20 protein-coding genes, 1 tRNA gene and 3 pseudogenes are annotated in these 24692 nt (G+C 61.8%); 7 read left to right on the top strand and 17 right to left on the bottom strand.

The features are described from left to right. Positions 1-28 precede the first annotated feature (28 nt). From BMW51_RS15185 to BMW51_RS16390, 5 genes and pseudogenes are all read right to left on the bottom strand, one after another. Entirely contained in the window at positions 29-796 is a 768-nt protein-coding gene (locus BMW51_RS15185; RefSeq protein ID WP_245708578.1) for an SDR family NAD(P)-dependent oxidoreductase, read from the bottom strand. Continuing rightward, entirely contained in the window at positions 756-1736 is a 981-nt protein-coding gene (locus BMW51_RS15180; protein ID WP_093007968.1) for an aldo/keto reductase, read from the bottom strand. The genes BMW51_RS15185 and BMW51_RS15180 overlap by 41 nt, the downstream gene beginning before the upstream one ends. 17 nt (positions 1737-1753) lie before the next feature. Further along, positions 1754-2578 (bottom strand): annotated as a pseudogene (locus BMW51_RS15175) (aldo/keto reductase); the annotation flags it as partial. 8 nt (positions 2579-2586) lie between these two features. Further along, positions 2587-3678 (bottom strand): NAD(P)-dependent alcohol dehydrogenase, encoded by a 1092-nt coding sequence (locus BMW51_RS15170; protein ID WP_093007966.1) that lies wholly within the window; start codon positions 3676-3678, stop codon positions 2587-2589. 70 nt (positions 3679-3748) lie between these two features. Then, positions 3749-3883, bottom strand: coding sequence for a hypothetical protein (locus BMW51_RS16390; RefSeq protein ID WP_281243254.1), 135 nt, complete (start codon positions 3881-3883; stop codon positions 3749-3751). A 542-nt stretch (positions 3884-4425) separates the two neighbouring features. Between BMW51_RS16390 and galU the strand changes: the two genes are divergently transcribed. The 3 genes and pseudogenes from galU (at position 4426) to BMW51_RS15950 (ending at position 6182) form a co-directional block, all read left to right on the top strand. Beyond that, positions 4426-5295, top strand: a complete 870-nt coding sequence (gene galU, locus BMW51_RS15165) for a UTP--glucose-1-phosphate uridylyltransferase GalU (RefSeq protein WP_093007964.1) — start codon at positions 4426-4428, stop codon at positions 5293-5295. Positions 5296-5474: 179 nt separating this feature from the next. Next, positions 5475-5714, top strand: a pseudogene (locus BMW51_RS15160) (transposase); the annotation flags it as partial. A 162-nt stretch (positions 5715-5876) separates the two neighbouring features. Next, entirely contained in the window at positions 5877-6182 is a 306-nt protein-coding gene (locus tag BMW51_RS15950) for a hypothetical protein (RefSeq protein WP_143051897.1), read from the top strand. A gap of 576 nt (positions 6183-6758) precedes the next feature. Here BMW51_RS15950 and BMW51_RS15155 read toward each other — a convergent pair. From BMW51_RS15155 to BMW51_RS15130, 7 genes are all read right to left on the bottom strand, one after another. Further along, on the bottom strand, positions 6759-7640 hold the full coding sequence (locus tag BMW51_RS15155; RefSeq protein WP_177171709.1) for a sialate O-acetylesterase: 882 nt from the start codon (positions 7638-7640) through the stop codon (positions 6759-6761). A 349-nt stretch (positions 7641-7989) separates the two neighbouring features. Then, positions 7990-9201: an acyltransferase family protein gene (locus BMW51_RS15150; protein WP_093007959.1), complete on the bottom strand. Its 1212-nt coding sequence runs from the start codon at positions 9199-9201 to the stop codon at positions 7990-7992. Positions 9202-9409: 208 nt separating this feature from the next. Beyond that, positions 9410-9709 carry a hypothetical protein gene (locus tag BMW51_RS15145; RefSeq protein WP_143051895.1) on the bottom strand — a complete coding sequence of 100 codons (300 nt, stop codon included), beginning with the start codon at positions 9707-9709 and terminating at the stop codon, positions 9410-9412. A 924-nt stretch (positions 9710-10633) separates the two neighbouring features. Then, positions 10634-10801, bottom strand: coding sequence for a hypothetical protein (locus BMW51_RS16160; RefSeq protein WP_177171708.1), 168 nt, complete (start codon positions 10799-10801; stop codon positions 10634-10636). Positions 10802-11076: 275 nt separating this feature from the next. After that, positions 11077-11153: transfer RNA gene (locus tag BMW51_RS15135), tRNA-Pro, on the bottom strand. A gap of 58 nt (positions 11154-11211) precedes the next feature. Further along, a complete protein-coding gene (locus tag BMW51_RS16385; RefSeq protein WP_281243253.1) occupies positions 11212-11343 on the bottom strand; it encodes a hypothetical protein in 132 nt (43 codons plus the stop codon). 568 nt (positions 11344-11911) lie between these two features. Then, the gene (locus BMW51_RS15130) at positions 11912-14083 is read right to left on the bottom strand and encodes a TonB-dependent siderophore receptor (protein WP_093007953.1); all 2172 of its coding nucleotides are present in this window, start codon (positions 14081-14083) and stop codon (positions 11912-11914) included. A 237-nt stretch (positions 14084-14320) separates the two neighbouring features. Here BMW51_RS15130 and BMW51_RS15945 point away from each other — a divergent pair, with 237 nt between their 5' ends. Further along, positions 14321-14647 carry a hypothetical protein gene (locus tag BMW51_RS15945; RefSeq protein ID WP_143051894.1) on the top strand — a complete coding sequence of 109 codons (327 nt, stop codon included), beginning with the start codon at positions 14321-14323 and terminating at the stop codon, positions 14645-14647. Positions 14648-14846: 199 nt separating this feature from the next. Here the strand turns inward: BMW51_RS15945 and BMW51_RS15125 are convergent, their stop codons facing one another. Next, positions 14847-17933, bottom strand: coding sequence for a TonB-dependent receptor domain-containing protein (locus BMW51_RS15125; RefSeq protein WP_245708577.1), 3087 nt, complete (start codon positions 17931-17933; stop codon positions 14847-14849). A gap of 574 nt (positions 17934-18507) precedes the next feature. On the opposite strand from BMW51_RS15125, the gene BMW51_RS15940 reads away from it, so the two are divergent. Then, positions 18508-18795, top strand: coding sequence for a hypothetical protein (locus BMW51_RS15940; RefSeq protein WP_143051893.1), 288 nt, complete (start codon positions 18508-18510; stop codon positions 18793-18795). A 37-nt stretch (positions 18796-18832) separates the two neighbouring features. Here BMW51_RS15940 and BMW51_RS16155 read toward each other — a convergent pair whose 3' ends face one another. After that, on the bottom strand, positions 18833-18997 hold the full coding sequence (locus BMW51_RS16155) for a hypothetical protein (RefSeq protein ID WP_174195254.1): 165 nt from the start codon (positions 18995-18997) through the stop codon (positions 18833-18835). A gap of 30 nt (positions 18998-19027) precedes the next feature. After that, a complete protein-coding gene (locus tag BMW51_RS15120; RefSeq protein ID WP_093007951.1) occupies positions 19028-20671 on the bottom strand; it encodes a histidine kinase famiy protein in 1644 nt (547 codons plus the stop codon). Between the two features lie 211 nt (positions 20672-20882). Here BMW51_RS15120 and BMW51_RS15115 point away from each other — a divergent pair, with 211 nt between their 5' ends. Further along, positions 20883-21626: an alpha/beta fold hydrolase gene (locus tag BMW51_RS15115; protein ID WP_245708576.1), complete on the top strand. Its 744-nt coding sequence runs from the start codon at positions 20883-20885 to the stop codon at positions 21624-21626. After that, complete coding sequence (locus BMW51_RS15110) at positions 21626-22429, top strand: SDR family NAD(P)-dependent oxidoreductase (RefSeq protein WP_093007949.1); 804 nt, start codon at positions 21626-21628, stop codon at positions 22427-22429. The genes BMW51_RS15115 and BMW51_RS15110 overlap by 1 nt, the downstream gene beginning before the upstream one ends. 24 nt (positions 22430-22453) lie before the next feature. On the opposite strand, the gene BMW51_RS15105 is transcribed toward BMW51_RS15110, so the two are convergent. Together BMW51_RS15105 and BMW51_RS16300 are read right to left on the bottom strand one after the other, a co-directional pair. Further along, entirely contained in the window at positions 22454-23812 is a 1359-nt protein-coding gene (locus BMW51_RS15105; RefSeq protein ID WP_093007947.1) for a sugar transferase, read from the bottom strand. Between the two features lie 267 nt (positions 23813-24079). Further along, positions 24080-24568: pseudogene (locus BMW51_RS16300) on the bottom strand (transposase); the annotation flags it as partial. Positions 24569-24692 lie beyond the last annotated feature (124 nt).

Genomic DNA, 24692 nt, shown 5'->3' with positions numbered 1-24692 from the left:
GGCGGTTCTCGATTACATCGCGCGCGGCCTAGGCGATCCGTTTCGCATCCTGCTCGTGCGTGGTCTCATTGTCGGGACACAGCAGGTAGAAGTCGCCCGCCTCCAGTGCGGCAAGCATGTGATCGACGACCTGCTCCGCGCTCCACGCCGCGGCGGGCTTCTCCGTCCCGCGTGCGGTCATGCCGGTGTGGGTGTAGCCGGGGATCAGCAGGTGCGCGGTCACGCGCTCGCCGGTTGCCTCGCGCAACGTGTGCGACAGCCCCTCGGTCAGCGCCTTCACGCCCGCCTTGCTGACGTTGTAGGCGGTGTTGCCGGGCGGCTGGGTGATGCCCTGTTTCGAGCCGGTGTTGACGATCATTGCCGGCTCGGCACCAGCGATCATCGCGGGAGCGAAGGCAGCAACACCGTGGAGCACCCCCATCAGGTTGACGTCGATCAGCCTATGCCAAGCAGAAACCCCCGCGAGCACGTCGCCTCCCGCCCCGATCGCGGCGTTGTTCATGAGGAGGGCAGGGGCCTCGCCCAGTTCCTCCGCCAGCGTGACCAAGGCATCGGGATTGGCAACGTCGAGCGCGTACGCGGTTGCACCCTCAATCGCGCGCGCGGCTGCGTCGAGCGCCTCACCCGCGCGATCGACCAGCGCGACGCGCATGCCGCGTTTGGCGAACGCACGTGCCGCGGCGAGCCCGATCCCGCTCGCCGCGCCCGTCACCACCGCTAGCCGGCCGGGCGCGATCGCGGCGAAGGAGGGGCGCTCACCGGTCGATCGTCGCCATCGAGGGATAACGCTCGCCACTCGCCGCGCCGGGAGGCAGCACCTCGTCGATCCGCTTGAGATCGGCGTTGCTCAACGACACGTCGAGCGCACCGAGATTGTCGTCGAGGTACTTGCGCCGCTTGGTTCCCGGGATCGGCACGATGTCGTCGCCTTGCGCCAGCACCCAGGCGAGCGCGAGCTGCGCGGGCGTGCAGCCCTTGCCTTGCGCCATCTCCTCGATTGCGCGCACTAGATCGAGATTGCGCTCGAACGCCTCGCCCTGGAAGCGCGGCGAGTGGCGGCGGTAATCATCCTCGGGCAGGTCGTCGGGCGACTTGAACTGCCCCGTCAGGAAACCGCGGCCGAGCGGACTATAGGGCACGAAGCCGATGCCGAGCTCGCGGCATACCGGCAGGATCTCAGCCTCGGGATCGCGCGTCCACAGCGAATATTCGGTCTGCAGCGCGGTGATCGGGTGGACGGCGTGCGCGCGGCGGATCGTGGCGGGCGCAGCCTCCGACAGGCCGAGATATTTGACCTTGCCCGCCTGCACGAGCTCGGCCATCGCGCCAACGGTTTCCTCGATGGGCACCTCGGGGTCGACGCGGTGCTGGTAGTAGAGGTCGATGAAGTCGAGCCTGGTGCGCTTCAGGCTCGCGTCGCAGGCCTGGCGGACATAGTCGGGGCGACCGTTAATCCCCTGAAAGCTGCCGTCGCTCCCTCGGACGTTGCCGAACTTGGTCGCGACCACCACCCATTCGCGACGATCGCGCACGACGCGCCCGACCAGCTCTTCGTTCGTGCCGACGCCGTACATGTCGGCGGTGTCGAGAAAGGTCACGCCGCGATCGAGCGCGTGGTTGATCGTCGCCACCGACTCCGCCTCGTCACGTCCGGCGTAGAAGTCGGACATCCCCATGCACCCGAGCCCGAGCGCGGAGACTTCGAGGCCTTGGCTGCCGAGTTTGCGTTTCTGCATCGTCTTGGTCCTTCGTTAAGCATGTCGAGTGGGCGAGGTGCGGCGCGCGGGAAGGCGCGGTCGAGCGCGGCGAGGTCGTCCGCGCTCAGCACGAGTTCTGCCGCGGCCGCGTTCTCCGCGACGTGCGCGCGCGTCCCCGCCTTGGGGATTGCGATCACGCCATCGCGCGCCAGCAGCCAGGCGAGTGCGACCTGCGCCGGCGTCGCCCCGCGTGCCTTGGCGACCTCGCGCAAGGCAGCGTGGCCGAGCAATCGTCCCTGCTCGACCGGGCTGTACGCCATGACGGGCATGTGCCGCTCGGTCAGCCAAGGGATCAGGTCGTGTTGGAGGGCGCGGCGCGAGAGATTGTAGAGGATCTGGTTGGTCGCGCAGTTCGCACCGCCTGCCGTGACGAGTTCTTCCATGTCATCGCGGTCGAGGTTGCTCACCCCCCAGCGCGCGATCAGCCCGCGCGTGACCAGCGCCTCCATCGCATCGACCGTCTCCGCCAAGGGCACGCTCCCGCGCCAATGAAGCAGGTAGAGGTCGATCGTGTCCGTGCTGAGCCGACGCAGGCTCGCCTCGCAGGCGCGGGGCAACGTGTCGCGCCCGGCGTGGTGCGGATACGCCTTGGTGACGATAAACACGCGGTCGCGTAATCCCGCGATCGCCTCACCGACCAGCTGCTCGCTGCGCCCGTCGGCGTACATTTTGGCGGTGTCGATCAGCGTCAGCCCACGCTCGACACCGTCGCGCAGCGCGGCGATCTCCTCAGGCCTTGCGTCGGCGTGCTCGGCCATGTTCCACGTTCCCTGCCCAAGCGCGGGAACGTGGGTGCCGTCGGGCAGTACAACCTGGCGCACAGGCGTGCTCAGGCCGCCTTATCCTCGGCCAAACTCGCCGCGTCGATGACGTAGCGGAAGCGGACGTCGCCCGACTTCACGTATTTGTACGCCTCGTTGATCTCTTGGATCGGGATCAGCTGGATGTCGGGCGCGATGCGGTGTTCGGCACAGAAATCGAGCACCTCCTGCGTTTCCGTGATCGAGCCGATCAGCGAGCCCGCGATCGTCTTGCGCCCCATGATGACGTTCATGTGGTTCCATCCCGGCATGGGGGCGAGCGCGCCGACCGCGACGAACACACCGTCGTGGCGCAGCAGCGGAATGAAGGGATCGACCTCGTGCTTCTCGGGCACGGTCGAGATGATGAAGTCGAAGTGGCCTTCGAGCGCCGCGTACGCCTTATCGTCGCCTTCGACGACGCTCTTCGCGCCGAGCCGGTGCGCCTCCGCCACCTTGTCCTTGTCGCGCGTGAAGACGGTCACCTGCGCGCCCATCGCGCGTGCGATCTTTACGCTCATGTCGCCCAGACCACCGAAGCCGACGACGCCGACCTTGCTACCCGCCTTCACACCCCAGTGCTTCATCGGCGAATAGGTGGTGACACCCGCGCACAGGATTGGCGCCGCAGCCTCAATCGGGAGCGCGGCCGGGATCTTGAGCACAAAATCCTCGCGCACCACGAGTTGGTCGGAATAGCCGCCGAATGTATTATCGCGGCCGTACATGTTCTCGCCCGTCTTGGTCTGCTTCATCGGGCCGTTATAGGTCGCAAGCCAGCTGTTCGGTCCCTCGCAATATTGCTCGTCGCCGGCGAGGCAGGGCGCGCATTCGTGGCAGCTGTCGATCATGCAGCCGACCCCGACCAGATCGCCGATTGCGTGTTTCGTCACCAGCGAGCCCTTGTTGACGACGCGTCCGACCACCTCGTGTCCGGGCATGCATGGATAGACGGTGTTGCCCCAGTCGTTCTCGCACTGGTGGATATCGGAGTGACAGACGCCGCAATAGAGCACCGCGATCTGCACCTCGTTGGGCAGCGGGTCCTGCCGCTCAAGCTGCATCGGCTTCAGCTTGGCGTGTTTGCCCGATGCGGCGTAGCCGATGGCCTTGATTGTCATGGTGAGTGTCCTCGCACTGGTCAGTTGCGAGGCAGAACGAGCGGAACGCCGTCTCTATCCGTGCGCGCGATCAGTTGGGTGCGCCGAGCACCAGCCGGTAAGCCGCGCGCCCGTCAACGCGCACCTCGAGCACCCCGACCAGTCGCCGCTGCCGTGCTGTGTTAGGTCGAGCAGGGTTGACGCTTGCGTGCTTCAGCACCAGCATTCTAGCATCCACAGCCGCTCAGCCATTAAACGGATCGGGCCCACGCTGCGTCACATTTAGATTGCTCAGCGTCGACCGTCACACCTGAAACCGCGGCTGGCAGAAGCAGCGCGGTGTCGAACACCAGCGGCACCAAAGGCTTGCTCTTCTCCGTCCCCATACCGCCCCTCCAATACAGGATTATTGGGTTCTGCGTGTAACGCAGAGTGACGCACCCGACCATGTGCTTCGTCAGACCCTCAAATTCGCCATTAGCGTGTCACTTGGCAATCATGCTTCATTATAAAAAGTATTCACCTGCGTGATCGCTAAGCTGTCGCATTTACGAAAATAAGATTCGCAATTTGCAGCTATCCACGCAGCTGACCTCACTCATTGCAAGCGATAAAAGTCTGACTTTGTTGCTATTCACTGATAGCAGCAAGATTAGCGCGACAACGTTGCGCATTGTCGCTTCTAGCGTGCGAGACGCCAATAGGTCACCTGTTGCAATGGTGAGGGCTAGCTCTACACAGCGGCGACCAGTAAAGGCTGAGATAGACATGACAATCAAGAGGGTGCGCAAGGCGGTGTTCCCGGTGGCAGGGCTGGGAACACGCTTCCTGCCGGCGACAAAAGCGATGCCGAAGGAGATGCTCACGGTCGTCGACAAGCCGCTGATCCAGTACGCGGTAGAAGAAGCGCTAGAGGCGGGAATTGAGCAGATCATCTTCGTCACCGGCCGCGGCAAGGCTGCGCTCGAGGATCATTTCGACATCTCCTACGAGCTTGAGACAACAATTCGCGAGCGTGGCAAAAGCCTGTCGTTGATCGAGGGCATACGCCAGCAGCCCGGCTCGCCCGTTTACGTGCGCCAGCAAGAGCCGCTGGGTCTCGGCCACGCGGTGTGGTGCGCGCGCGAGATCGTCGGCGACGAGCCGTTCGCGGTGCTGCTGCCCGACGAGCTGATGGTCGGCAGCCCCAACTTCACGGCGCAGATGGTCAACGCGTACAATCAGGTAGGCGGGAACGTCATCGGCGCGCTCGAGGTCGCCGACGAGGAAACGAGCAAATACGGCATCATCTCGCCGGGCAAGGTCGATGGTCGGCTGACCGAAGTCACCGCGCTGGTTGAGAAGCCGGCGAAAGGCGCCTCGCCCTCGAACCTGATGATCCCCGGCCGCTACATTCTCCAGCCCGAGGTCATGCGCATCCTCGACGCCAAGGAGACGGGCGCGGGCGGCGAGATCCAGCTGACCGATGCGATTGCGCAGCTGATCGGTCGCCAGCCGTTCCACGGATTCACCTTCGACGGCGAGCGCTACGATTGCGGGGGCAAGGAGGGATTTATCCAGGCGAACCTCGCACTGGCGTTGGCGCGCGACGACATCGGACCTGCCGTACGTAAATTCGCGACGGCACTGCTTGGGTAATTATCTGCCTGTTCGCAGCGACGAGATTATTATCGACGCTTGGGATCCGAATGCCCTCATAAGATACGACAGAGCATGCAGGAAGGTTTAATGTGATTCTCCGTTTCTTCATCCACCTGACCTCGAGACTGATCCCACGAAGGGGCAGCCGGATGAAGCGGAAGTAGTTTACGGAAGAGCAGATCATCGGCCTTCTAAAGGAGGCCGGGGCGGGTGTGGTGGTGACGGAGCTGTGCCGCAAGCACGGGATGTTGAGTGCGACCTACTATGCCGAGGAGGCCAAGTTCGGCGGCTTGGAGGTATTCGACGTAAGTGGCTCCGGGCGCTCGACTGAGGAGAGCGCCCAGCCCAAGCGGCTGCTCGTGGATACGATGCTCGACCACGCGGGTCTGGAAGGTCTGCTGTCAAAAAAGTCGTAGCACTCGCCGCCAAGCGGTAAGCAGTCGCGCATCTCCAGGCGACGTTAAGGATAAGCGGGCGGCGGGCGTGTGCTGTCGTCGAAGCGGACCGCATGAGCATACAGTATAGCTCGTGCCGGGCTAGCCGACGCGAAACGGGTTCGTAGAGAGCTTCATGGTCGTATGCGCGACGAGCCGCCTAACAAGACGCGGTTCTTCACGACCGGTCAGGCCCGCTCGACCCTCCCGCTGGTTCGACAAATTCATTACCGAGCCCGCACTTCTTCCTCGAGTACGCCATCCGGCGGCATTCGCCATCGAACTCAAGAAGCAACGGGCGGGGTTAAAAACGCCCATTGCCCTCCTGCGCTGATGCGCGACAACATCAGTCAATCTCTGATTGCCTTGGATGAAAAGCGGGGGCACGTAATTCCCGCCATCGACGCGCTTGTTTTCCCCTGGTTTGGAGCAAACGCAGCCTGTTTCTAGATGTGCCTCTAGCTCCTTGGCCACAGGCGTTGAAGGTCCGGGTTAGACTTACTTGATAAGGATGAAGGCGGGAGGACATGAAAGCTGGAAATCTTCCGTCGCCTGCCGAGACATTTACAAATCTACGGTCGCGCGCTTGCTGCCGACCTCAGTTTCGGCGACTAGACAGGAGTATTGCCGCCATGAAGCAGACCGAAGCGCGCATCGCGAAGCCGATTTAGGTGCCTAGGTACTCGGATCTGTAGGTGATTGAAGTGCCAGGCCACTTGATGACGCCGCGGTACGGCTCCGGGCGCCGATTGATGGTCCTTGCGCGCCGATCGCCGGGATTGAGCCGTGGTGTGGTGGTCCAGCTGCGCGGCCCACTTCGACGGCAAAGAGGTTATGCACGAACTGATCAAGCAACTGATGCGACGCCAGCGGGCGGGTGGCTGCTACGGCAGGACAATCCCAACACGATCTCCGCGGTGCCGAACGCCCCTGTGTCGGCCATGTATCGCGTGATGCCGTGGCATGCCGTGGGATAAGGTGCCAGGATTCTAAGTTTGACCGCAGGCAGAGACTCAATCGACCAACTTACAGCGGATTGGAGACATAGGGTTCGGCGGGTAGTTGATTGATCGAGTTACTTCGTAAGCAATTGGTGTCACTCACGTCATGGTCTAACGCATACCCAAATCGAACCTGCCGGTTACCACGCGCCTCATGAGTCAGGCGAACCGTTGTCGGCCCGAGCCGCTCTGCAGAAACAATGTTTAGCTCTGCTAAATTATCTGTAGCCACTATCTGAAAGCCATCAATACCACTTCCTGGTGTGATATCCGTTCCGACGCTAAGCTGCAACTCGATATCACTTCGATTTTGATCAACAAGAGTTATGCGAGAGATGATCGGTCCACGTTGTTCAGGTTGGTTCTTTAGCCACGCAAGAACCTGAGCCCCGAACCGCGTGCCAGAAATAATCTGAGAACTTTCTGTCTGGTGAATATTATCACTTGTTGGAAGGTCGTACGTCGAGAAGCCATAGCGTACATTGGGTACAGATGCTACTACCGAGACTTCAGCCAAGCGCTGACGTGCCAACTGCAAGTGTTGTTCGGTTGTCCCACCAATAAGGTCTTGACTGGATCCTATAAAAACCATGGCACTTGGTACAGCCGCTTCTGTTCGAAGCGCTGAAATCAGAAACCTCAAAGCGGTTGCCTGACCTTCGATAGTAGAAACGATAAGATTTGCTGCGTCATTCCGACCCACTTGGACGAGAATAGCATCTGCGCCACCAGCTTTTTTGATCGCAGCCACTAACGCAGCACGCTGCGGTGAGTTTGAACTAGACCATTGCGCAAGCGTTGTCGCACCTATACCGCCACGGATAAATCGAACGGGCCGGCCTGAATTGCTGTTAATCAAATTTCCAGCCGTTTTTCCAAACGCACCTAAAGCCAGAGGTGTAAACACTTCTCCGTCTGAGGATGCAGTAATCTGCGGATTAGTGGCAGGTCCGTTGTAGAGACTGAGGTACTGCTCAGGGCTGCTGGATCCCGCAAACGCAATTGTTACTGGCGGCGGACTGGGGGCCGGAGTTGGGCTCGGCGCTGGTGTCGGAGCGCTGCCGGTGGGTGGCACTGGAGAAACCGTAATCGGACCAGAGTCGCTTCCGCCACAGCCGGGCAACAGTAAAGCCAGGCCAGAGTAGCAAACCGCACCACCGAAAAACTTCCGCCGATTATATTCGTTCGACACCAGCACCGTGCCTTTTTTGAGACACCTTGAGATTACCCAATCGATTCTTGCCGGTCCAGTCCAATCAAGCGGTAGTTAGATCGCGGCTTTTTAAAAGCTTGCCAACAAATGGCAGTTTTGTTGCCTTACCTAAGCGAATCTGCTTCCCGTTAAACAAGAACATAGCGATTTGCGAGTGAGACATAAGAGCGTAAGCGCCGCAACTTAAGCCAAGAGACAATGCAAAACATGTGAAGAATAAGATATATGAATTAATACTTGGATATATATTAATAATGCTGTAAGATATTAGAATAATAAAAGGAAAATGAAGCAGGTAGATTGTATAAGAAGCTTTGCTTAGCCACAGCAGTAAAGTGGGTGCGCGACTACACCGCAAGGCCAACGAGAGAATTGTTAATCCCATAAGTATCTTTGTGCACTCAAATATAATAAGTACTACCACTTTAAGAGGGGATGCAGCACTGTTGAGAAAGCTATCTCCTCCAGAAAGACTATAAATTAAAAGACTTGCAGCAAGAGAAGCTATCCCAGTCGCGACAAACTTTGGGTCGAAGACAAATCGCCGAAAGTAGGCACTTCTTGCAACTGTGTATCCTAGCAAGTAAAAGACCGCGTGCTTGGGAGCATCAACCAATAACACAGGCAGCCACAAATTGACGAACGTCAGAGACGAAAAGCTTGTGTCTCGCAAGCTACGCGCCAGTACGGTAAATAGTAATGAAGTGCACAGGGCCAAACCCAGCAGAACTACAGGTCTACACCCAACAAAAGTCACAAACCCCTGCGCACGAAGGCTGCGGTCAAGCATACCAGTAATTGGTGAAACTGCAGCTAAAGCAACTAAAAACCAAAGGTGAAGCGGTATAAGGGGCGGAGTAAGGCTAAGACTGGGATGGTAAACTTTTGCCCACTGACCAACTAATTCCATTATAACACACATCGTGGCCAATGAAATAAGTAGCTGCTGCATTCGCCCAATTAACCATCTTGGTTGAGACGACTTTGTGTTTAATGCAGCGAGATATGCAGCAATCATAAAAAATGCTGACATTCTAAATAAATGACTGGTCTGAACAGCTAACTGCAACAAAGGGGTAGAATACGAACTAAAAACCGAATGAACAAGCGGTCCTCCTAGCAGGAGGATGGCCCGGGTAGCATCTAGTCCATAGATACGCTTACTGGTCGAGGCACCTATCTGTAGACGTTGCTCGGAGTTTTCGGGAGCAACGTGCTCGTGCAATTCCTTTAAAAATGCTGAAAGTTCAGACATGGTGCCCCCCCCCCGGGGTCTTCAATCTTACGGATAATGACCAGACAGCTGCGCAGGACTGAAGAGAATGTCAATAGATATGACCTAAATGCCATAGTTTTGTAAAAAAGAAGACTGAATCTTCAAAGCTGGCGGATCGGCGAGAAGATCACCTGATCCTTTCCAAAGGCGGCGAACGCATTATGCTCGCCTCCGAGGCGCTGTCACTCTACCAGCTTTTCACCTTTCCCTGACCATCTCGGCAGCGCGAGACCGACTGCAAGATCTCGAACGCGCGCAGCCCAATGTCGCCGGCTTCCACTCGCGCCACAATGGGCTGCGCAACACGGCATGAAAACTGAGCAGCAACCGTGCCCATATCATCGCGGTATAGATTCATCACATCAACCGATACGCATATACGCAATATGATGACCCAGCTAACCCCTGCCTGGAGCGCGGCGAAGAACCTCGAGGAGATGTAGCGCAGGCAAGTAGCGTCACTGCGCGCGATCCGCGCGAGCTTCACTACGGCCTCCCCGACACGCAATTGCTGCTAAACTGCGGGGTGAACGTGATTGCGCAGGGATGTCGGTTGCCTCAATTTCGACGATGGAACCAGAAAGCAGCAGCGCGGCCTGCGTGTGTTCAACCGGATCGTCGCTGGGTCATGCGCCGTTATCAACCTTGGAAAACGATTGGCTCGACCACGCCTCGTGCGCGAGATTACCGAGAAAATGCAACATATCGGCAGTGGTGCTCATCGTCCGAAAAAAAGGCGCAGACTTTCCAAGAGTGCGAGGGGGTATACCTGTGAAGAGGGTCTTCTAACGTTGCTGGCGGCTTAGGCGATCCACAACCAATGATCATGAGGGAGGTTAGCTTTGAGTGAACGTCACGTAGTCGGCTATGCAATACTTGCGCTAATGATCGTCGTTGCCGGCTACTTGCTGGTCCGATGGCGGCGGAATGCGGCGCAGCATAGAGCGCGCATGCGAGGCAAGAAGCATCATCCGCCCCGCCAGGGCTGATCAAGGAACTCACATGCCAGCCATTTTCATGCTTATCAGTTCGGTGGCAGCGATCACTGCGGCGGCAATCGTTACGCATCGACACCGGCGTTAACCAATCCGGCATCGGATGTAGCGATATCTACCGCACGGCGTCACCTCAGGGGCATTGAGAAGGCGTCGCAGTCTAACTTAGCCAGCGAGCAGCCCCGGCTGCTCGCCCGCTCCTTCATGCTACATCGCCTGATAGTCGATCGTGTCGCCCAATACGGTGAGGCCGCGAAGAACCTGGAGGAAGTCGACCTCGGGCATGCAATCGGCGACCACACGGAGCAGCGTGAATGCGAGCGGGACGGTGATGCGGGTTAGCCGATCAGCGCGTCGGATCCGGACATGTTGATGCCACCGGCGTTGCTGGCAACCTGCGCGCAACGGCGATAGTACTAGGCCGGGCTGATGGATAGCGCTGGACCGCTACCGAGCATGCCGGCACGATCATCGAGGATCTTGCAAAGCGGCGCGGCAACGACCGGCTTGGCGTAGCTGTCGGCCGCGCCGGTCAGCACGACGCTGACCTCTCGCACGACGTGGCTGCCCGGGATGGACTGCACGGCGTCGCGAACGCCGAAGCGCTCGACCCTGAAAGGAACAGGAAAGACGATGTTGACCGTCGGCTTGCCGTGATCGCACCCTCCACGAGGCCCCATTGTCCAATGAAGGCGTCACTCCACTCGCGGTAGCCGGCCTGGGGGTGAGACCTCGTAGATCACGTCCGTATACTTCCGCGCGGCCGGGGTGACTGCCTTCTAGAGCGCGGTGCCCGCTTGTACGTCGGTCGAGGTGGCGCGCGGCCGGGGCGGGCATGAAAATCTTAATGATGTTCAGATGGTCGGGGAGACAGGATTCGAACCTGCGACCCCCTGGTCCCAAACCAGGTGCGCTACCAGCCTGCGCCACTCCCCGACGCGTCTCGACCTGTAGCGGAACCGCGCGCGGGGTCAAATTGGTTGATCAGCGATGTTCAATCGCAACCCGCCGCGCCGGGGCACTTTTGAAGCGAGATGATGCGATCGACGACGATCTCGTGTCCCGCCATTCCCATGTGACCATAATGGCCCGGATAGCGGGTCTTGCGGCCGATGAAGTCGATCACTGCCCGTTGCTGACGCGATGCCAGTTCGATGGTACCTTTTCGGGATCCACGTCGAGCTAGATCGTAGCGGCGCGGGAACGCTCGTACTGCGCACGCCACTCGGCCGGGGGCAGTTTGCCGTCAGGCCATTGGGGCGGTGTGCTGCCGGCAGGAATGAACGCCTCCCCTCGAAGTGGTCGACCCATATGCCGCGGAAGCGTTGCGGGCGGGTCATCTTGACGCACTTGGCTGTCGCTAGTCCATAGATAACGCCATCGCGGTACGTCAAGCAGGGGGACTCGCGTACGAGGCGCTGCCCATCCGATAGCAGCCGCGTCCGACATCGGCTTCGGTGCACGGCACCCCACGCAACCGGGCACGTGCGCGGTCTTCCGCGCGGGCGTACACCTTGGGGTCGGGCAGTTCGAACTGCGCCACTGCGGCGGATGAGGAGACGGCAAGGACGAATGCGGTAAGCAAGCGGTACCTGGCCATTGTGTAATACTCCCGGTGTCGACGAAGCCTTCAAGCCTTCGACGATCACGCGGTATGCTGGATCATTACCACCGCACGGTCCAGCCCTGCCGCATCAATACCGGACGCTGATCGTCCCCATCACTGTCCGGGGCGCACCATAATATCCGCCGTCGAAATTGGTTGCGGTCAGGTACTTTGTGTTGGTCACGTTGCGCAGATTGACCGCGGCGGAGACATTGGGGGTGATGCTGTACGCCGCCAGCAGGTCGAGCAGCGCGTAATTGCCCTGGCGGCCGAGCCCGGTCGGTGAGATGATGCGGCTCTGGTATTGCGCGGCCGCGCCGAGTTTCAGCGCAGGCAGCATCGGGAGCGTGTAGCTGACGTTTAGCCGTCCTGTATTGCGCGCTACATAGCGGCGAACGGGGCGCCCCCCGGGGTCCTCAATCCGCATCACCGTATAGCCGCCCGTCACCTGCAGGCCGGGGGCGAGTTGCCCGCCGACGTCGAGTTCGAGCCCCTGCGAGCGCGCATCGATGCCTTGGTAATAGGTGCGTGTGACGCCATCGACGGTCTTGATCCCCGCGGCCTCGGCGGTGTTGTCCTGCCGCGTCTGGAATGCCGCCAGCGTCGCGTTGAGTCGTCCGTCGAACCACTCGCCCTTCAGCCCGACCTCGAGGTTCTCGCCCTCGATCGGGTCGATAATGCGGTCGTTGATGTCGAGCAGCTGGTTCTGCGGATTGAAGATTGTTGCCCAGCTTCCGTAGATGCTGATGTTTCGTGACAGGTCTACAGTCGCCCCGGCAAAGGGCAGGAAGCGCGTCGCGTCGAAGTCGGTGTTCGCGCCGTAGGAGAAGCCGGTGCTCTTGGCATGCGTCACGTTGCCCCCGAACATCACCTTGACGCCGTCGCCGGGGTTGAGCCGGACGAGGCCGTAGACCGTCTCGCGCCGCGTGTGCGTGTTTTGGCTCGATGCCGGATCGGTCGAGAAGGTCGTCGGGAAATTGGGCAGCGGGAAATTGCCATCAAACAGCCCGGGGTAGGGGAGGATGTTGCCGATCGTGCTGTTGTCGTAGCTGGAGAGTTGGACGTACTCCTGCGCGCTGCGGTTCACGCCGATATTGATCTCGTGCTCGCGACCCAGAAGCGTGACAGGGCCGGTGATGTACGCTTCCATCGTCAGGTTGCGCGTGGTCGCGCGGAACTTGCCCGGGTAGCTCGCGATCCCGGCCGGATTTCCATCGGCGTCGGTGCCAATCCCGTTCGGGGCGCCGCGCACCGGGTTGCCGTAGACGTAGAAGAGCGTGTTGTTCTCATCGGTCGCGCGGCGGATCGCCGAGGCGCGCGCGATCCAGCCGTTGCCGAAACGGTGCGTGATGTCGCCGAAGATCTGCCGGTCGATCACGTTCCAGCTCGACCAATCGGGCGCGACGTTCGACGAGCGGTCGAAGTTCAGCGGCGTACCGTCGGTGTAGGTCAGCGGGATCGCGCCCCACATGGCGCCGCGGCTCTTGTGATCCTGGTGACCGTACCCGCCGCTCACCGTCGTATTGGTGCCGAGATCGGCCTCGACGATCCCGTAACCGACCCAGCGGCGAAGACCATAACGGTCGAGGTAGCTGTCGCCGTCCTGATACGCCCCGACCGCGCGTGCGCGGATGCTGCCGTCCTTGGTGATCGGCACGCTCAGGTCCGCCTCGCCGCGATACTGGTCGAACGAGCCGTATTGCGCGGAGGCGCGCACCTGCAGGTCCCTGGTCGGGCGCTTGCGGATGAAGTTGACGACGGCCGAGGGGTTGCCGGTGGAGGACAGCAGCCCCGGCGCGCCGCGCACCACCTCGATATGATCGTAGAAGGCGGTGTCGATCGATCCGGTCTGGATGCCGAAGGCGAACGGCACCCCGATACCGTCGATCTGGAAGGTCTGGATGTCGAACCCGCGCGCCGAGAAATAGACGCGGTCGGTCTCGCCCGCCTGCACGTTGATGCCGGGCACGGTGCCGAGCAGCGTATTGACGTCGTTGAGCTGGAAATCCTCGATCTGCGCGCGTGTCACGACGCTGACCGACTGCGGCGTGTCGCGCAGCGACAGGTTCATCCGCGTCGCGGTGGTCTGCCCGGGGATGGTGTAATCCTGACTGCCCTCGGTACGCGCGCCGGTGACGACGATGTCCTCTCCGGCCTGCGGTGCGGTCGCGCTCGTGTCGGCAGGCGCCGCTTCGGGGGACGCGACGGCGATCGCGCTGGGATCGGCAGCCGCCATCAGGGTAGCGAGCAGGGCAGACATGGTGTTCCTCCAAGAACCTTATGGCGGCCTCTTGGCGAGGTTAGACAGCTAATGCAAGTGACTATCAATAACACGCATGGTCTTGGCACCGTCCTGCCTTGTTCCAATCCTCTGCATGCGATCTCACGGTACCCGTCAGATCGCTGTGAGTTGGCGTGCCAGGAACTAACCGGTTTGTAACGCTTGGTGGTTAATCGAGCGGGGCAAGGTCGCAGCGTGTGCAGGAGACCAGCGCGAATGTACCAGTCTGCAAAAATGCATGGCCTTGAGTCCAATCTCGATCAGGATGTGAAGGCGCTGCTTTGTAAACTTGGGTTGCGCCATTATGCTGATCCGATGTCCGATCCTCATCCTTTACCAGAAACAATCGGTGAGTGGTCCGATGAGAAGCTGCTTGCCGAATGGATCCAAAGCGACCTGTCGTCCGGTGACCCGGCAGCCGATGCACTGGATGCCGAGGCGAAAAGCCGGGGTTGGATTTCCGGTGCGTCGAGATCAGTCAAACTACGCGACAAGGTACGGTCGATGACGCGGGCTGTCGCTCGACGCGTCAGTCGTTCCTAGCAGATTGGGCCGCGTACCCGAGAGAACCGTCGCAAGCCGTCATCTGTTCGATCTGGCTCATCACCGCTGGAGAGCCATCCAAATATCGGAATACAGGCTGGGATAGCCAAAAAGGCCGCGCGAAGGGTGGGGGCCCTTCACGCGGCTGAGCGGACACTGCGGGCGGGGTCTCGGTCGCCCGCAGGTATGTCGCCGGCGCCTAGAAGTGCACGCGCGCGCCGAAGGTGAAGTAGCGGCCGATCACGTCATAGGTGGTCGGGAAGGTGTTGCCGCTGTTGAACGCGGTGCCGCCCACGCCCGAGCCGACGATCGGCGGCTTCTTGTCGAACAGATTGTCGACCGTCAGCGACAGGTCGAGCTGGTCGTTGATCTGGAAGCGCAGCGCCAAATCGAAGTAATCGTACGCGTCGATCGAGCGGTAGGCCGGCTGGATGCCCGCGGTCGGCACGCCGGTGTAGGTGACGCCGTTGATGACCACGGTCGAGCTGCCCGACAGCGCCGGGTTCGGACCGCCTGGCTGCGCGGTCGTCAGCGGGGTGGTCGCGGTCGCGCGGTACGGCTCCAGGTCGACGCGGTTGATGTGGCGCCACAGGATCGAGGCGTCGAATCCGCCGAGCGAGTAGGTCGCGCGCGCGTTCCACTTCCACTCGGGTCGCGGGTTGGTGCAGTTGGTGCTGTAATAGCCCGTGCAGTCGCGGTTGATCGAGTTCGGCGTCGCCTGGAAGTGGTAATAGTCGAGCCAGGTCGCGTTGAACCCGACGCTCAGCGCACCCGCGTTGTTGAGGCCGAAGTCCTCGAGCGGAATGCGCTGCGCCACGCCGATGTCGATGCCCGCGGTGTGGATCACGCCCAGGTTCGAGCCGCCCAGGATCACGCCCGGCGTTTCGCCCGCGCCGTTCAGCGTGCCGTTCAGCGGGTTGCGCTGAATGAGCTGGCAGAAGCCGTTGTACGCGAACGTCGGGTTGAGCGCGGCCGAGTAGCAGCCGTTTAGGATGTCACCCTGCGCCGGCGTGGTGATCGCGTCGGTCACCTTGATGTTGAAGTAATCGACCGTCAGCGAGAAGCCCGGCAGCACGTCCTCGCGCGCGATCACCGCGCCCAAGGTGTAGGTGCTGGCGCGCTCGACATCCAGGTTCGGATTGCCCGAGGTGGTCACGTTGATCTGCGTCGACGAGGGCGGCGAGATGCTGCCGATCGTGCTCGCGGGTGCGCCGGTCGCGACGCACAACGCGGTCAGCCCGGCGTTGCCGTTGGGCAGCGCCAGCTGGCACGGGTCGGTGGTCAGATTGCCCAGACCCTGCACCTGGCTCTGGAACAGCTCGGAGATGTTGGGCGAGCGGACCGCCTTCTGGTACATGCCGCGGAACTTGAAGCCGCGCACCGGCTCGATGCTGCCGCCCGCCTTCCACGTCGTCGAACCGCCGGTGGTCGAGTAGTCGGAGTAACGGATGCCGCCTTCCGCGGTGACGCGGTAGAGGAACGGCACGTCGGCGATCAGCGGTACGATGATTTCGCCGAACGCTTCCTTCACGTCGTACTGGCCGCGATCGGGCGGGGTCCGCGCGCCGGTGCCGAGCACCTCGCCCTGGATCTGCGACGGGAAGTCGGGGAACGAGGCGGCCTCGATCTTGCGATACTCGCCACCGATGTTGAACCCGATCGGCGCGGAGGCGAAGGGCGAGGCGAAGCTGCCGAAATCACCGGTGATGTTGCCGTTGACGACGGTCAGCCGCGTCTTGCGGCGGATGCGCGCGTCGAGGTCGAAGAAGCCGATCATCGCGGGCGTGATCGAGCCTTCGGCGCCGAACAGGTTCAGGGGAACGCAGCCGTTCGACGTGTCGGTGCAGACCGGCGCGCCGGCCGCATTGTTGTACGACCGCAGCGCCTGCTGGACGCGGGTGAACGAGCCCCAGTTCTCGCGGTCCTGGTTCTGCGTCGTCTCGCCGTACTGCGCCGAGAAGTCGTACTTCAGCCCGCTGACGATCTCACCGCGCAGGCCGGCCTGGACCTGGAACTGCTGCGATTCAATCGGATTGCCGCGTGGGCCGTATTCGGTGAAGCGGCGCTGCGCGATCACCGGGATCTCGAGATAGCCGGGCGTGCCAGGGCCACCGCGCACCGCGGCCGCGGTGGCGCAGGCAGCCGCGGTGATGCCGCGTGCGGCGCACAGCTGGTTGCGCGCGGCCGCGGGCAGATAGGCGTTGTTGAGCGACAGCTGATAGGTGTTGGTGAACGTCGCCGAGGGGGCGAGCTGCAACCGCACCTCGCTGCGCGTGTACATGGCGGACGCATACGCCTCGATCCCTGAGGTGATCTCGTAGCGGCCTTGTGCGAACACGTTGTAGCGGTCGATCGGCGTCTGGTAATAGGTGCCGAGGTTCGAGTTATAGGTGTTGCCCGCGGTTGCGCGGTCGAGCGCGCCTGTGACGGGATTGATGACACCGCCGATCACACCCTGCGCGCCCGCGGTCGTGCCGAAGAAGGCGTTGGCGTTGGGCGAGGTGAAGATCGTCGGCACCGACGCGGTCGACCCGCTGAACAGACCCGTGACCGAGCTGATCGGGAATGCGCCCGCGGCGCGGTTGGTGGTCAGCAGCTCGGCTGCCTTGGTATAGCCAAGACCCAGCACGACGTTGCCGCGATCGTCGGCGAGGTTCGAGCCGATCAGCAGATCGGCCTTGAACTGGCGCGCGTCGCCGCGGTCCGAAATGCCATATTGCGCGCGCGCATCGATGCCGGTGAAGTTGCGCTTGGTGACGAAGTTGACGACGCCGGCGACCGCGTCGGCGCCGTAGACGGTCGAGGCACCGCCCGTCACCACGTCGACACGCTCGAGCAGCGCGACCGGGATGACATTGGTGTCGACGATGTTGTCGAGCCCGAACGGCACGATGCGGCGACCGTCGAGCAGTACGAGCGTGCGGTTGGTGCCGATGCCGCGAAGATCGATCGAGGCCGATCCGTCGGAGCCGTTGTTGACCGCGCGCCCCAGGTTCGGGCGCACTGCGGGCAGGCTGCGCAGCAGGTCGTCGGCGGTCGCGGGCTGGCGGAACGCGATCTCCGCGCCGCTGACGATGTTGACTGGGCTGGCGGTGGTGAGGTCGGGGCGTGCGATGCGCGAGCCTGTGACGACGATGTCGGTCGCGGGCACCTCGGCCGCTTCGTCCTTGACGTCAGGCGCGGCTTCGGCCGGCTGGGTCACCTGCGCCGTAGCGCCGGGCGCCGCGGCGAACGCGCCCATCAGCAACGTGGACGCGAGCAGATAACGACGGATCGGTGATGCCACTTATTGTTCCCCTCTCGTCACCCCCCGGTGACGGCATGTTGCGACCGTTTCGGCCCGAGAGGATGATGTTGCAGCGGTAGTAGCGGCGCAACGATCATGTGAGTGGGAATACGTCTTTGTAAACTAATGTGTCATCTATGACACAAAATAAGCAACAATCATTGTCGTATTATCTACAGCGATAACATAATAATAAAGCGTGATAACCACTGTCTTGGTAAGTGGTTCTGGCGCAACGGTAAAGCACTGATATAGAACGACATTCTTGTTTGCGTTTGTAAGCGGTGGAGCAAAGGCGGCGTTATGACTGAGCTGTGCACGCCCAGAGGGGCACGCGCGGCAGTGGAAACCTGCTCAGCCAGCGCTCGGCTGTGGTGCGATCATCGACGTGGCCAGCCTGTGATACGGCGCGCAGCAAGGAGATGATGGATGGCTCGGCGCAACAGCTGCGAGAAGCGTGATCGATTATGGGCCCGCTATTGGGCGATCAGGGATGCGCACGGCTGCGGTTTTGGACACCGATCCTGTGGCACTTGGCACTTGGCACTTGGCGCTTGGCGGGGATTGTTCGGCGATGGTGACGCTCGCCGATACGTTTGATCGTCCTGGGCGGATGGCCGACCGGTTTAGCAGGGCAGGGCTGTACCGCCGCGCGGACAGGGGCGGGTATGAATATGCTGCGCAGCATCTCGCAATGGACGCCTTCAACCGCGGCGATCGCGCCGGCTATCGATACTGGTTGCGGCGCGCGAGCCGGTTCGATCCCGACTACCTCACGCAGATGAAACGGTTTGAGACCCGGCTGCCGCATCAACGCGCGCGCGAACGCGGGCGCGGTCGTCCTTATCGGTGGTACGACTGAGCCCGGCTCGATCGGGCGCGTCACGCGCCGGGGTAGATCACCCCTCGTTCGCCGCCTTGAATTTCGCGGTGCGGGCGGCGCGGTCGGCCATCTGGAGCCACGCGCTTTCCGAGCGACGGCAGCGTTCGCGGACGTGGTGGAGCGTCGCGGCGTCGGCATCGCGGGCGCAGGATGCGGCCTGTTCGCGGTAGTAGCTTTCCATCTGCACTCCCCTTCTTGGTATCGGTTCTGCTTATGCCCCGTGCGTGCCGACCCCGGTCGGACCGTCGATGACGCGGCGCACCTTGGTCGCGAGTTCGGTGCGCTTGTACGGTTTTTGGATCAGTTCGAATTCCGCGCCGCGCGCCTCGACGCGCTCGATCGAGGATTCGGCGTAGCCGGTGGTCAGCAGCACGTTGATCCGCGGACGGCGTCGCTTGACCTCGCGCGCCAGCATCACGCCGTTCATGCCCCCCGGCATGATCAGGTCGCTGAACAGCAGGTCGATCTTCACGCCCGCGCCATCCAGTACCGCCAGCGCTTGGTCGGCATTTTCCGCACGCAGCACGGTATAGCCGAACTCGGTCAGCACCGCCTCTGCATAGTCGCCGACGTCGACCTGATCCTCGACCACCAGCACCGTCTCGTTGCCGTGCTTGTCCGCCATCGATCGCTGCGGCTGCGCACCCTCGGGCTCGACCTTGGCAGCCTCGCACGGGAACAGCATGCGCACGGTCGTGCCGTGGCCTTCCTCCGAGTAGAGCCGGAGCGACCCGCCCGACTGTTTCATGAAGCCGTAGACCATCGAGAGCCCCAGCCCGGTGCCCTTGCCCTGGTCCTTGGTGGTGAAGAACGGCTCGGTCACGCGCGCGAGGATTTCAGGCGACATGCCCGTACCCTGGTCGGCGATCGTCAGCATGACGTAGTCGCCGGGTTCGAGCTCGCCGAAGCCCTTGTCACCTGCCTCGAGCGTGCGGTTGGAGGCCTGGATCGTGATCGTGCCCCCGTTCGGCATCGCATCGCGCGCGTTGAGCAGCACGTTGATGATCGCGAGCTCGGCCTGCGTCGGATCGATCCGCGCATTGCACGTCTTCTCGGCGTGTTCGATCTTGATGTTGATCGCGCCGCCCGCGGTCCGCTCGATCAGCGGCTGCAACTGGTCGATCAGGTCGACCAGATTGACGACGCGTCCCTGCAGCTTCTGCTTGCGCGAGAAGGCGAGCAATTGCTGCGTCAGCGTCGCGCCGCGCTCGGCCGCCTGCATGACCGCGCGGATCGAGCGCGCGGCCTTGGCACGGTCGAACTCGCCCGGTTTCTCCAGATTGTTGAGCACGATGTCGCCGAAGCCCTGGATCACGGTCAGCAGGTTGTTGAAATCGTGTGCCACCCCGCCGGTCAGCTGCCCAACCGCCTCCATCTTCTGCGCCTGACGCAGCCCTTCCTCGGCATCGCGCCGGCGCGTCACGTCGAGCTGCGAGGCGAAGAAGTAGATCAGCTTGCCGTCGGCATCGAACACCGGCGAGATGAACAGCGCGTTCCAGAACGAGGCACCGTTCTTCTTGTAGTTCAGGATCTCGACCGAGGTTTCGCGGCGCTGCTCGATCGCGCGGCGTACCTCCGCGACGGTGTCACGATCGGTATCGGGGCCTTGTAGCAGGCGGCAATTGTGCCCGACCAGCTCGTCCCACGCATAGCCGGTCATGTTCATGAACGCAGGGTTGGCGAAGACGATCGGATTGTCGTGCTTGTTCGGGTCGGTGACGATCATCGGCATTCGCGTGGTCTTCACCGCCGCGAAGAAGATAGTGTTGTGATCATCCCCCATGTCGTGGTTCGCCATGCCGGCCAGATGCGGGGGCGGGCCGCCGGGCGGGGTTTCACTCGTCTCGTCGGCCATCAATGTCCCTGGGGTACATGCGTGGAGGCAAACCCCGAAGTGCCGGCCCTTGGCCGCACCAACCAACATAAGTTGGGATTGTTCCCTGGCTCGCGTAATTTCGGCCAAGTGCATGGTTGCGGCCGGCTTTTCGCGCGCGTCCGATGCAGCGGGGGAACGCTTCGCACGCGCCGGTCTTTAACGTGCATCAGCTTCACTGACCCGGATTTGCATGACGCGATTGTTCTTCCTCCACGCGCTGGGCGCGAGCGCGCGGTCGTGGGACCGGGTGATCGAGGCATTGCCCGGCCACGATAACGTCGCGCTCGACCTGCCGGGGTTCGGCGACAATGCCGCGATGGGGCACTGGAGCGTCGTGGACACGCTCCACTGGTTCGCGGGTGAGGTCGCGCGCTATGACAGCGCGCGCTGGATCGTCGTCGGCCACAGCATGGGCGGTAAGATCGCGACGCTCACCGCCGCCCGCCGCCCCGCCGGGCTCGCTGGGGTCGTACTCGTCGCCGCCTCGCCGCCCGCGCCCGAGCCGATGGATGAGGCGCGCCGCGCCGAGATGCTCGACTGGTTCGCCAATGGTCCCGCCACCCAGGCGCAGGCCGAGAAGTTCGTCGCCGCCAACACCGCTGGCCCGCTGCCGCACAATTTAGCTGAGAAGGCGATCGCGGATGTGCGCGGCAGTTCGCCCGCCGCGTGGCGTGGCTGGCTGAAGGAGGGCGCGCGCGAGGACTGGGACGCAAAGGCAGGGGTGATCAACCTACCCGCACTAATCGTTGCGGGCGCGGAGGACGGCGACCTTGGTGAGGACGCGCAGCGCCGGCTGAACGCGCCGCACTACACTCATCCGCGGGTCGAGGTGATCGCGGAGGCCGCGCATCTCATCCCCTACGAGAAGCCCGAGGCGCTCGCCGCGCTAATCGCGGCGCACGTCCGCCACATCAAACAAGAAGGAGAGCGTTGATGGATCTAGGTATCAAGGGCCGCGTCGCACTGGTCAGCGGCGCCGATTCAGGCATGGGCAAGGAAACCGCGCGGCTGCTGCTCGAGGCGGGATGCCGCGTCGCGATCACCGACAAGGGCGACAACACGATCGGCGAGGCGGTGAAAGAGCTTTCAACGCTCGGCGAGGTGATCGCGGTCGCGGCCGACGTGCAAAAGCCTGATGAGGTGAAGAAGCTCTGGCAAGAAGTCCGCGAGAAGCTCGGCGACCCCGACATCTACGTCAACGCGGCGGGCGTGACCGGCGCGACGGGCGATTTCCTCGAGGTAGACGACGCGGGTTGGCAGGAAACGCTCGACATCAACCTGATGGGCGCGGTCCGCATGTGCCGCGAGGCGATCCCGGCCATGCGCTCGAAGGGCTGGGGCCGGATCGTGCTGTTCGCGTCCGAAGACGCGGTGCAACCCTACGTCGACGAGCTCGCCTATTGTGCGTCCAAGGCCGGAATTCTGAGCCTGGCGAAGGGTTTGTCGAAGGCGTACGGTTGCGACAACGTTTTGGTCAACACCGTGTCGCCCGCCTTCATCGCAACGCCGATGACCGACAAGATGATGGAAAAGCGCGCCGAGGAAAAAGGCACCAGCTTCGACGAGGCGATCGACAGCTTCCTGAAGGAAGAACGACCCGGCATGGTGCTCGGTCGCCGCGGTCGCCCCGAGGAAGTCGCCTCGGTCGCCGCCTTCCTCTGCTCCGAGCGCGCCAGCTTCATCACTGGCGCGGGCGTCCGCGTTGATGCGGGATCGGTGCTTACAATCCCTGCTTGAAGATCGCTTCCACCGCCGCGCCGATCAGAAGGCGTTGCGGTGGACCAGCACCTTGAACGTCGCGATCAGGATCTGAATGTCGCGAAGCACGCTCCAGTCGTTGATATATTCTAGGTCGGCGTCGAGCCGATTGGTCAGGTCCTCGGTCCGGTGCGTCGCACCCCGAAAACCCCGAACCTGAGCGAGTCCGGTAAGCCCCGGCTTGCAAGCGTGACGATGGTGGTATCGCGGGTCCACCTCCCAGAACAAGCGGTCGCCTGCCAATGACCCAAGCGCATGCGGGCGCGGACCAACGAAGCTCATGTCGCCTCGCAGGATGTTGAACAATTGCGGCAGTTCGTCGATGCTAGTCGCACGGATTAATTTGCCCACGCGGGTCACGCGCTTGTCGTCGCGCGATGTCGATTGCGCGCCCGCGGTGTCTGACAGCTCGCTACGCATGCTGCGAAATTTAAACATTGGGAATAGCCGGTTGCCGTAACCGACCCGTGGCTGCACGAAGAAGGCCGAGCCCGGGCTGTCGAGCTTAACCGCGATAAATACCGCGAGCAGCAGAGGGGAAAGCAGGACGATCGCGGGCACTACGATCGTGAGGTCGAGTATGCGCTTCATCATTCGCTCGCGGAGCGGCAGCGCGCCGATGGAGACAAGCACGGTGGCGATCCCAGCGAAGTGCTTGTTGCCAATCGCGCCGAACTGATCGAGCTCAGGCACCAGCAGTTCGGTACGCACCGCGCTGCCCTTCATCGTTACAGCCCAGAACGCGCGTCGCTCGGGAAGGCAGGCGATGAAGGCCTCGTCTACACCCTTCAGCGCCTGTGCCAGCCGATCAAGAAAATAAGGGTGCGGCGTTCCTGCGCCAGGATCGATCCGGCGTGCATCTAGCGTCGCCACATCAAGCGGCAGATCGATTGTCAAACCGTCCAACACCACCAAGCGCGATTCCGCCGAACCATCGAGAATTCGGGCGCCAACACTGCCCAGCATGGCGCGAAATATAGTTAGCGCTACTCCCGATAGCAGCAGTGAAGCACCTGCCAGCAAACGCGGCACGTAGGCGGCACGGTTGAGGCAGAAGGATACGAACACCGCCAGCAACAGCGCGCCTAGCAATGCCGCTAGGCTCACGATAGTGCCACGCAACCATTGATCGAGTGTCGTTGGCCGCAGATTTCGAATTTCAAGCAGCAAAAACAGCGATATAGTGGCGATGAACAGGCCAAAGGTTGGCACACCGTTCCAAGCGCTCGGCTGAAGATAAGGCGTGAGCCAGAAACCTAGTGACACCGCCGCTGCATCAACGAGCAGGATCGCGGCGTAGAGCCGCATCCGCATCTGACGTTTCAGCGACACCCGCTTCCCCGTCACGGTAGTATCCAACATGTTACACACTTACGAATGAAGTCGGATCAGCTAGCTGATCGCTACTGCAAACGGTAGTGGCAAAAATAGCACACGCTCGCAAAGATCACGGTGATCATGGCTGACGCGTAGAGCGCATCGGCACAGTAAATTATGGCCATCAGTTTAGACGAAAAGGTCGTCGGTCGTGTGGATGCGAAACGCATCAATCCAGCATCAACGACGGTGCCCACAGGTCGCGTCCGTCAATCTGATATAATCCCGAGTTTAGCCCCAGGGCTGCATCGATCAAGCCACCTTGGATGTAATCTTTAGCGGCATTACCTCCTCAATCTGTGGTGTGGCAAGGGCCGCCATGCCCTCGATCTGCATGTAGCGGTCCTTGGACTGTTACTCGTCGTTCTGTTCGAAGATCACAGCGCCGATGAGGTGAGTAATGCTGCCCTCGTTGGGAAGATGCCCACCATATCGGCGTAGCGCTTCATCTCCTTGTTCAACCGTTCAATCGGTAGTGGAGTGCATCTTGGTCCGATGCTGCTCGGAGAAGGTCAGATAGGCGAGCACCTCGTGCTCGGCGCTATCCATGCAGACAAACCTAGCCACCTCTGAGCAAAACCTGCCGGATCGCCACGGCAACCATGGTGCTTTGGTCCTTGGGCACATATGCAGCGCGTTCCTCATGAAGAGGACGCGGAAGCGATGCCAAGTGCGCCGACGACGCGGCTGATTGGCGGTCTCCAATCCTTCGCGCGCATCGAAGATGACAAGCTTCACGCCCCTTGAGGCCACTGAGGATCGCAGCGACCGACACGATGCGCCCGCCCTCGCGCACTTGGAGGCAAGTCGTCCAGCACCCATAGTAGCGGCGGAACACATGATCCCACTTGCCGTACTCGGCCAG

The organism is Sphingomonas palmae, assembly GCF_900109565.1.
GTDB classification, from domain to species: domain Bacteria; phylum Pseudomonadota; class Alphaproteobacteria; order Sphingomonadales; family Sphingomonadaceae; genus Sphingomonas; species Sphingomonas palmae.
This window is presented reverse-complemented; position numbering and strand designations above follow the sequence as displayed.

Coding starts and splice junctions, on each gene's coding strand:
- BMW51_RS15180 (WP_093007968.1), bottom strand. CDS start 1,736: ATGCAGAAACGCAAACTCGGCAGCCAAGGCCTCGAAGTCTCCGCGCTC.
- BMW51_RS15170 (WP_093007966.1), bottom strand. CDS start 3,678: ATGACAATCAAGGCCATCGGCTACGCCGCATCGGGCAAACACGCCAAG.
- BMW51_RS16390 (WP_281243254.1), bottom strand. CDS start 3,883: ATGCTGGTGCTGAAGCACGCAAGCGTCAACCCTGCTCGACCTAACACA.
- galU (WP_093007964.1), top strand. CDS start 4,426: ATGACAATCAAGAGGGTGCGCAAGGCGGTGTTCCCGGTGGCAGGGCTG.
- BMW51_RS15950 (WP_143051897.1), top strand. CDS start 5,877: ATGCGCGACGAGCCGCCTAACAAGACGCGGTTCTTCACGACCGGTCAG.
- BMW51_RS15150 (WP_093007959.1), bottom strand. CDS start 9,201: ATGTCTGAACTTTCAGCATTTTTAAAGGAATTGCACGAGCACGTTGCT.
- BMW51_RS15130 (WP_093007953.1), bottom strand. CDS start 14,083: ATGTCTGCCCTGCTCGCTACCCTGATGGCGGCTGCCGATCCCAGCGCG.
- BMW51_RS15945 (WP_143051894.1), top strand. CDS start 14,321: ATGTACCAGTCTGCAAAAATGCATGGCCTTGAGTCCAATCTCGATCAG.
- BMW51_RS15940 (WP_143051893.1), top strand. CDS start 18,508: ATGGTGACGCTCGCCGATACGTTTGATCGTCCTGGGCGGATGGCCGAC.
- BMW51_RS16155 (WP_174195254.1), bottom strand. CDS start 18,997: ATGGAAAGCTACTACCGCGAACAGGCCGCATCCTGCGCCCGCGATGCC.
- BMW51_RS15120 (WP_093007951.1), bottom strand. CDS start 20,671: ATGGCCGACGAGACGAGTGAAACCCCGCCCGGCGGCCCGCCCCCGCAT.
- BMW51_RS15115 (WP_245708576.1), top strand. CDS start 20,883: ATGACGCGATTGTTCTTCCTCCACGCGCTGGGCGCGAGCGCGCGGTCG.
- BMW51_RS15110 (WP_093007949.1), top strand. CDS start 21,626: ATGGATCTAGGTATCAAGGGCCGCGTCGCACTGGTCAGCGGCGCCGAT.
- BMW51_RS15105 (WP_093007947.1), bottom strand. CDS start 23,812: ATGTTGGATACTACCGTGACGGGGAAGCGGGTGTCGCTGAAACGTCAG.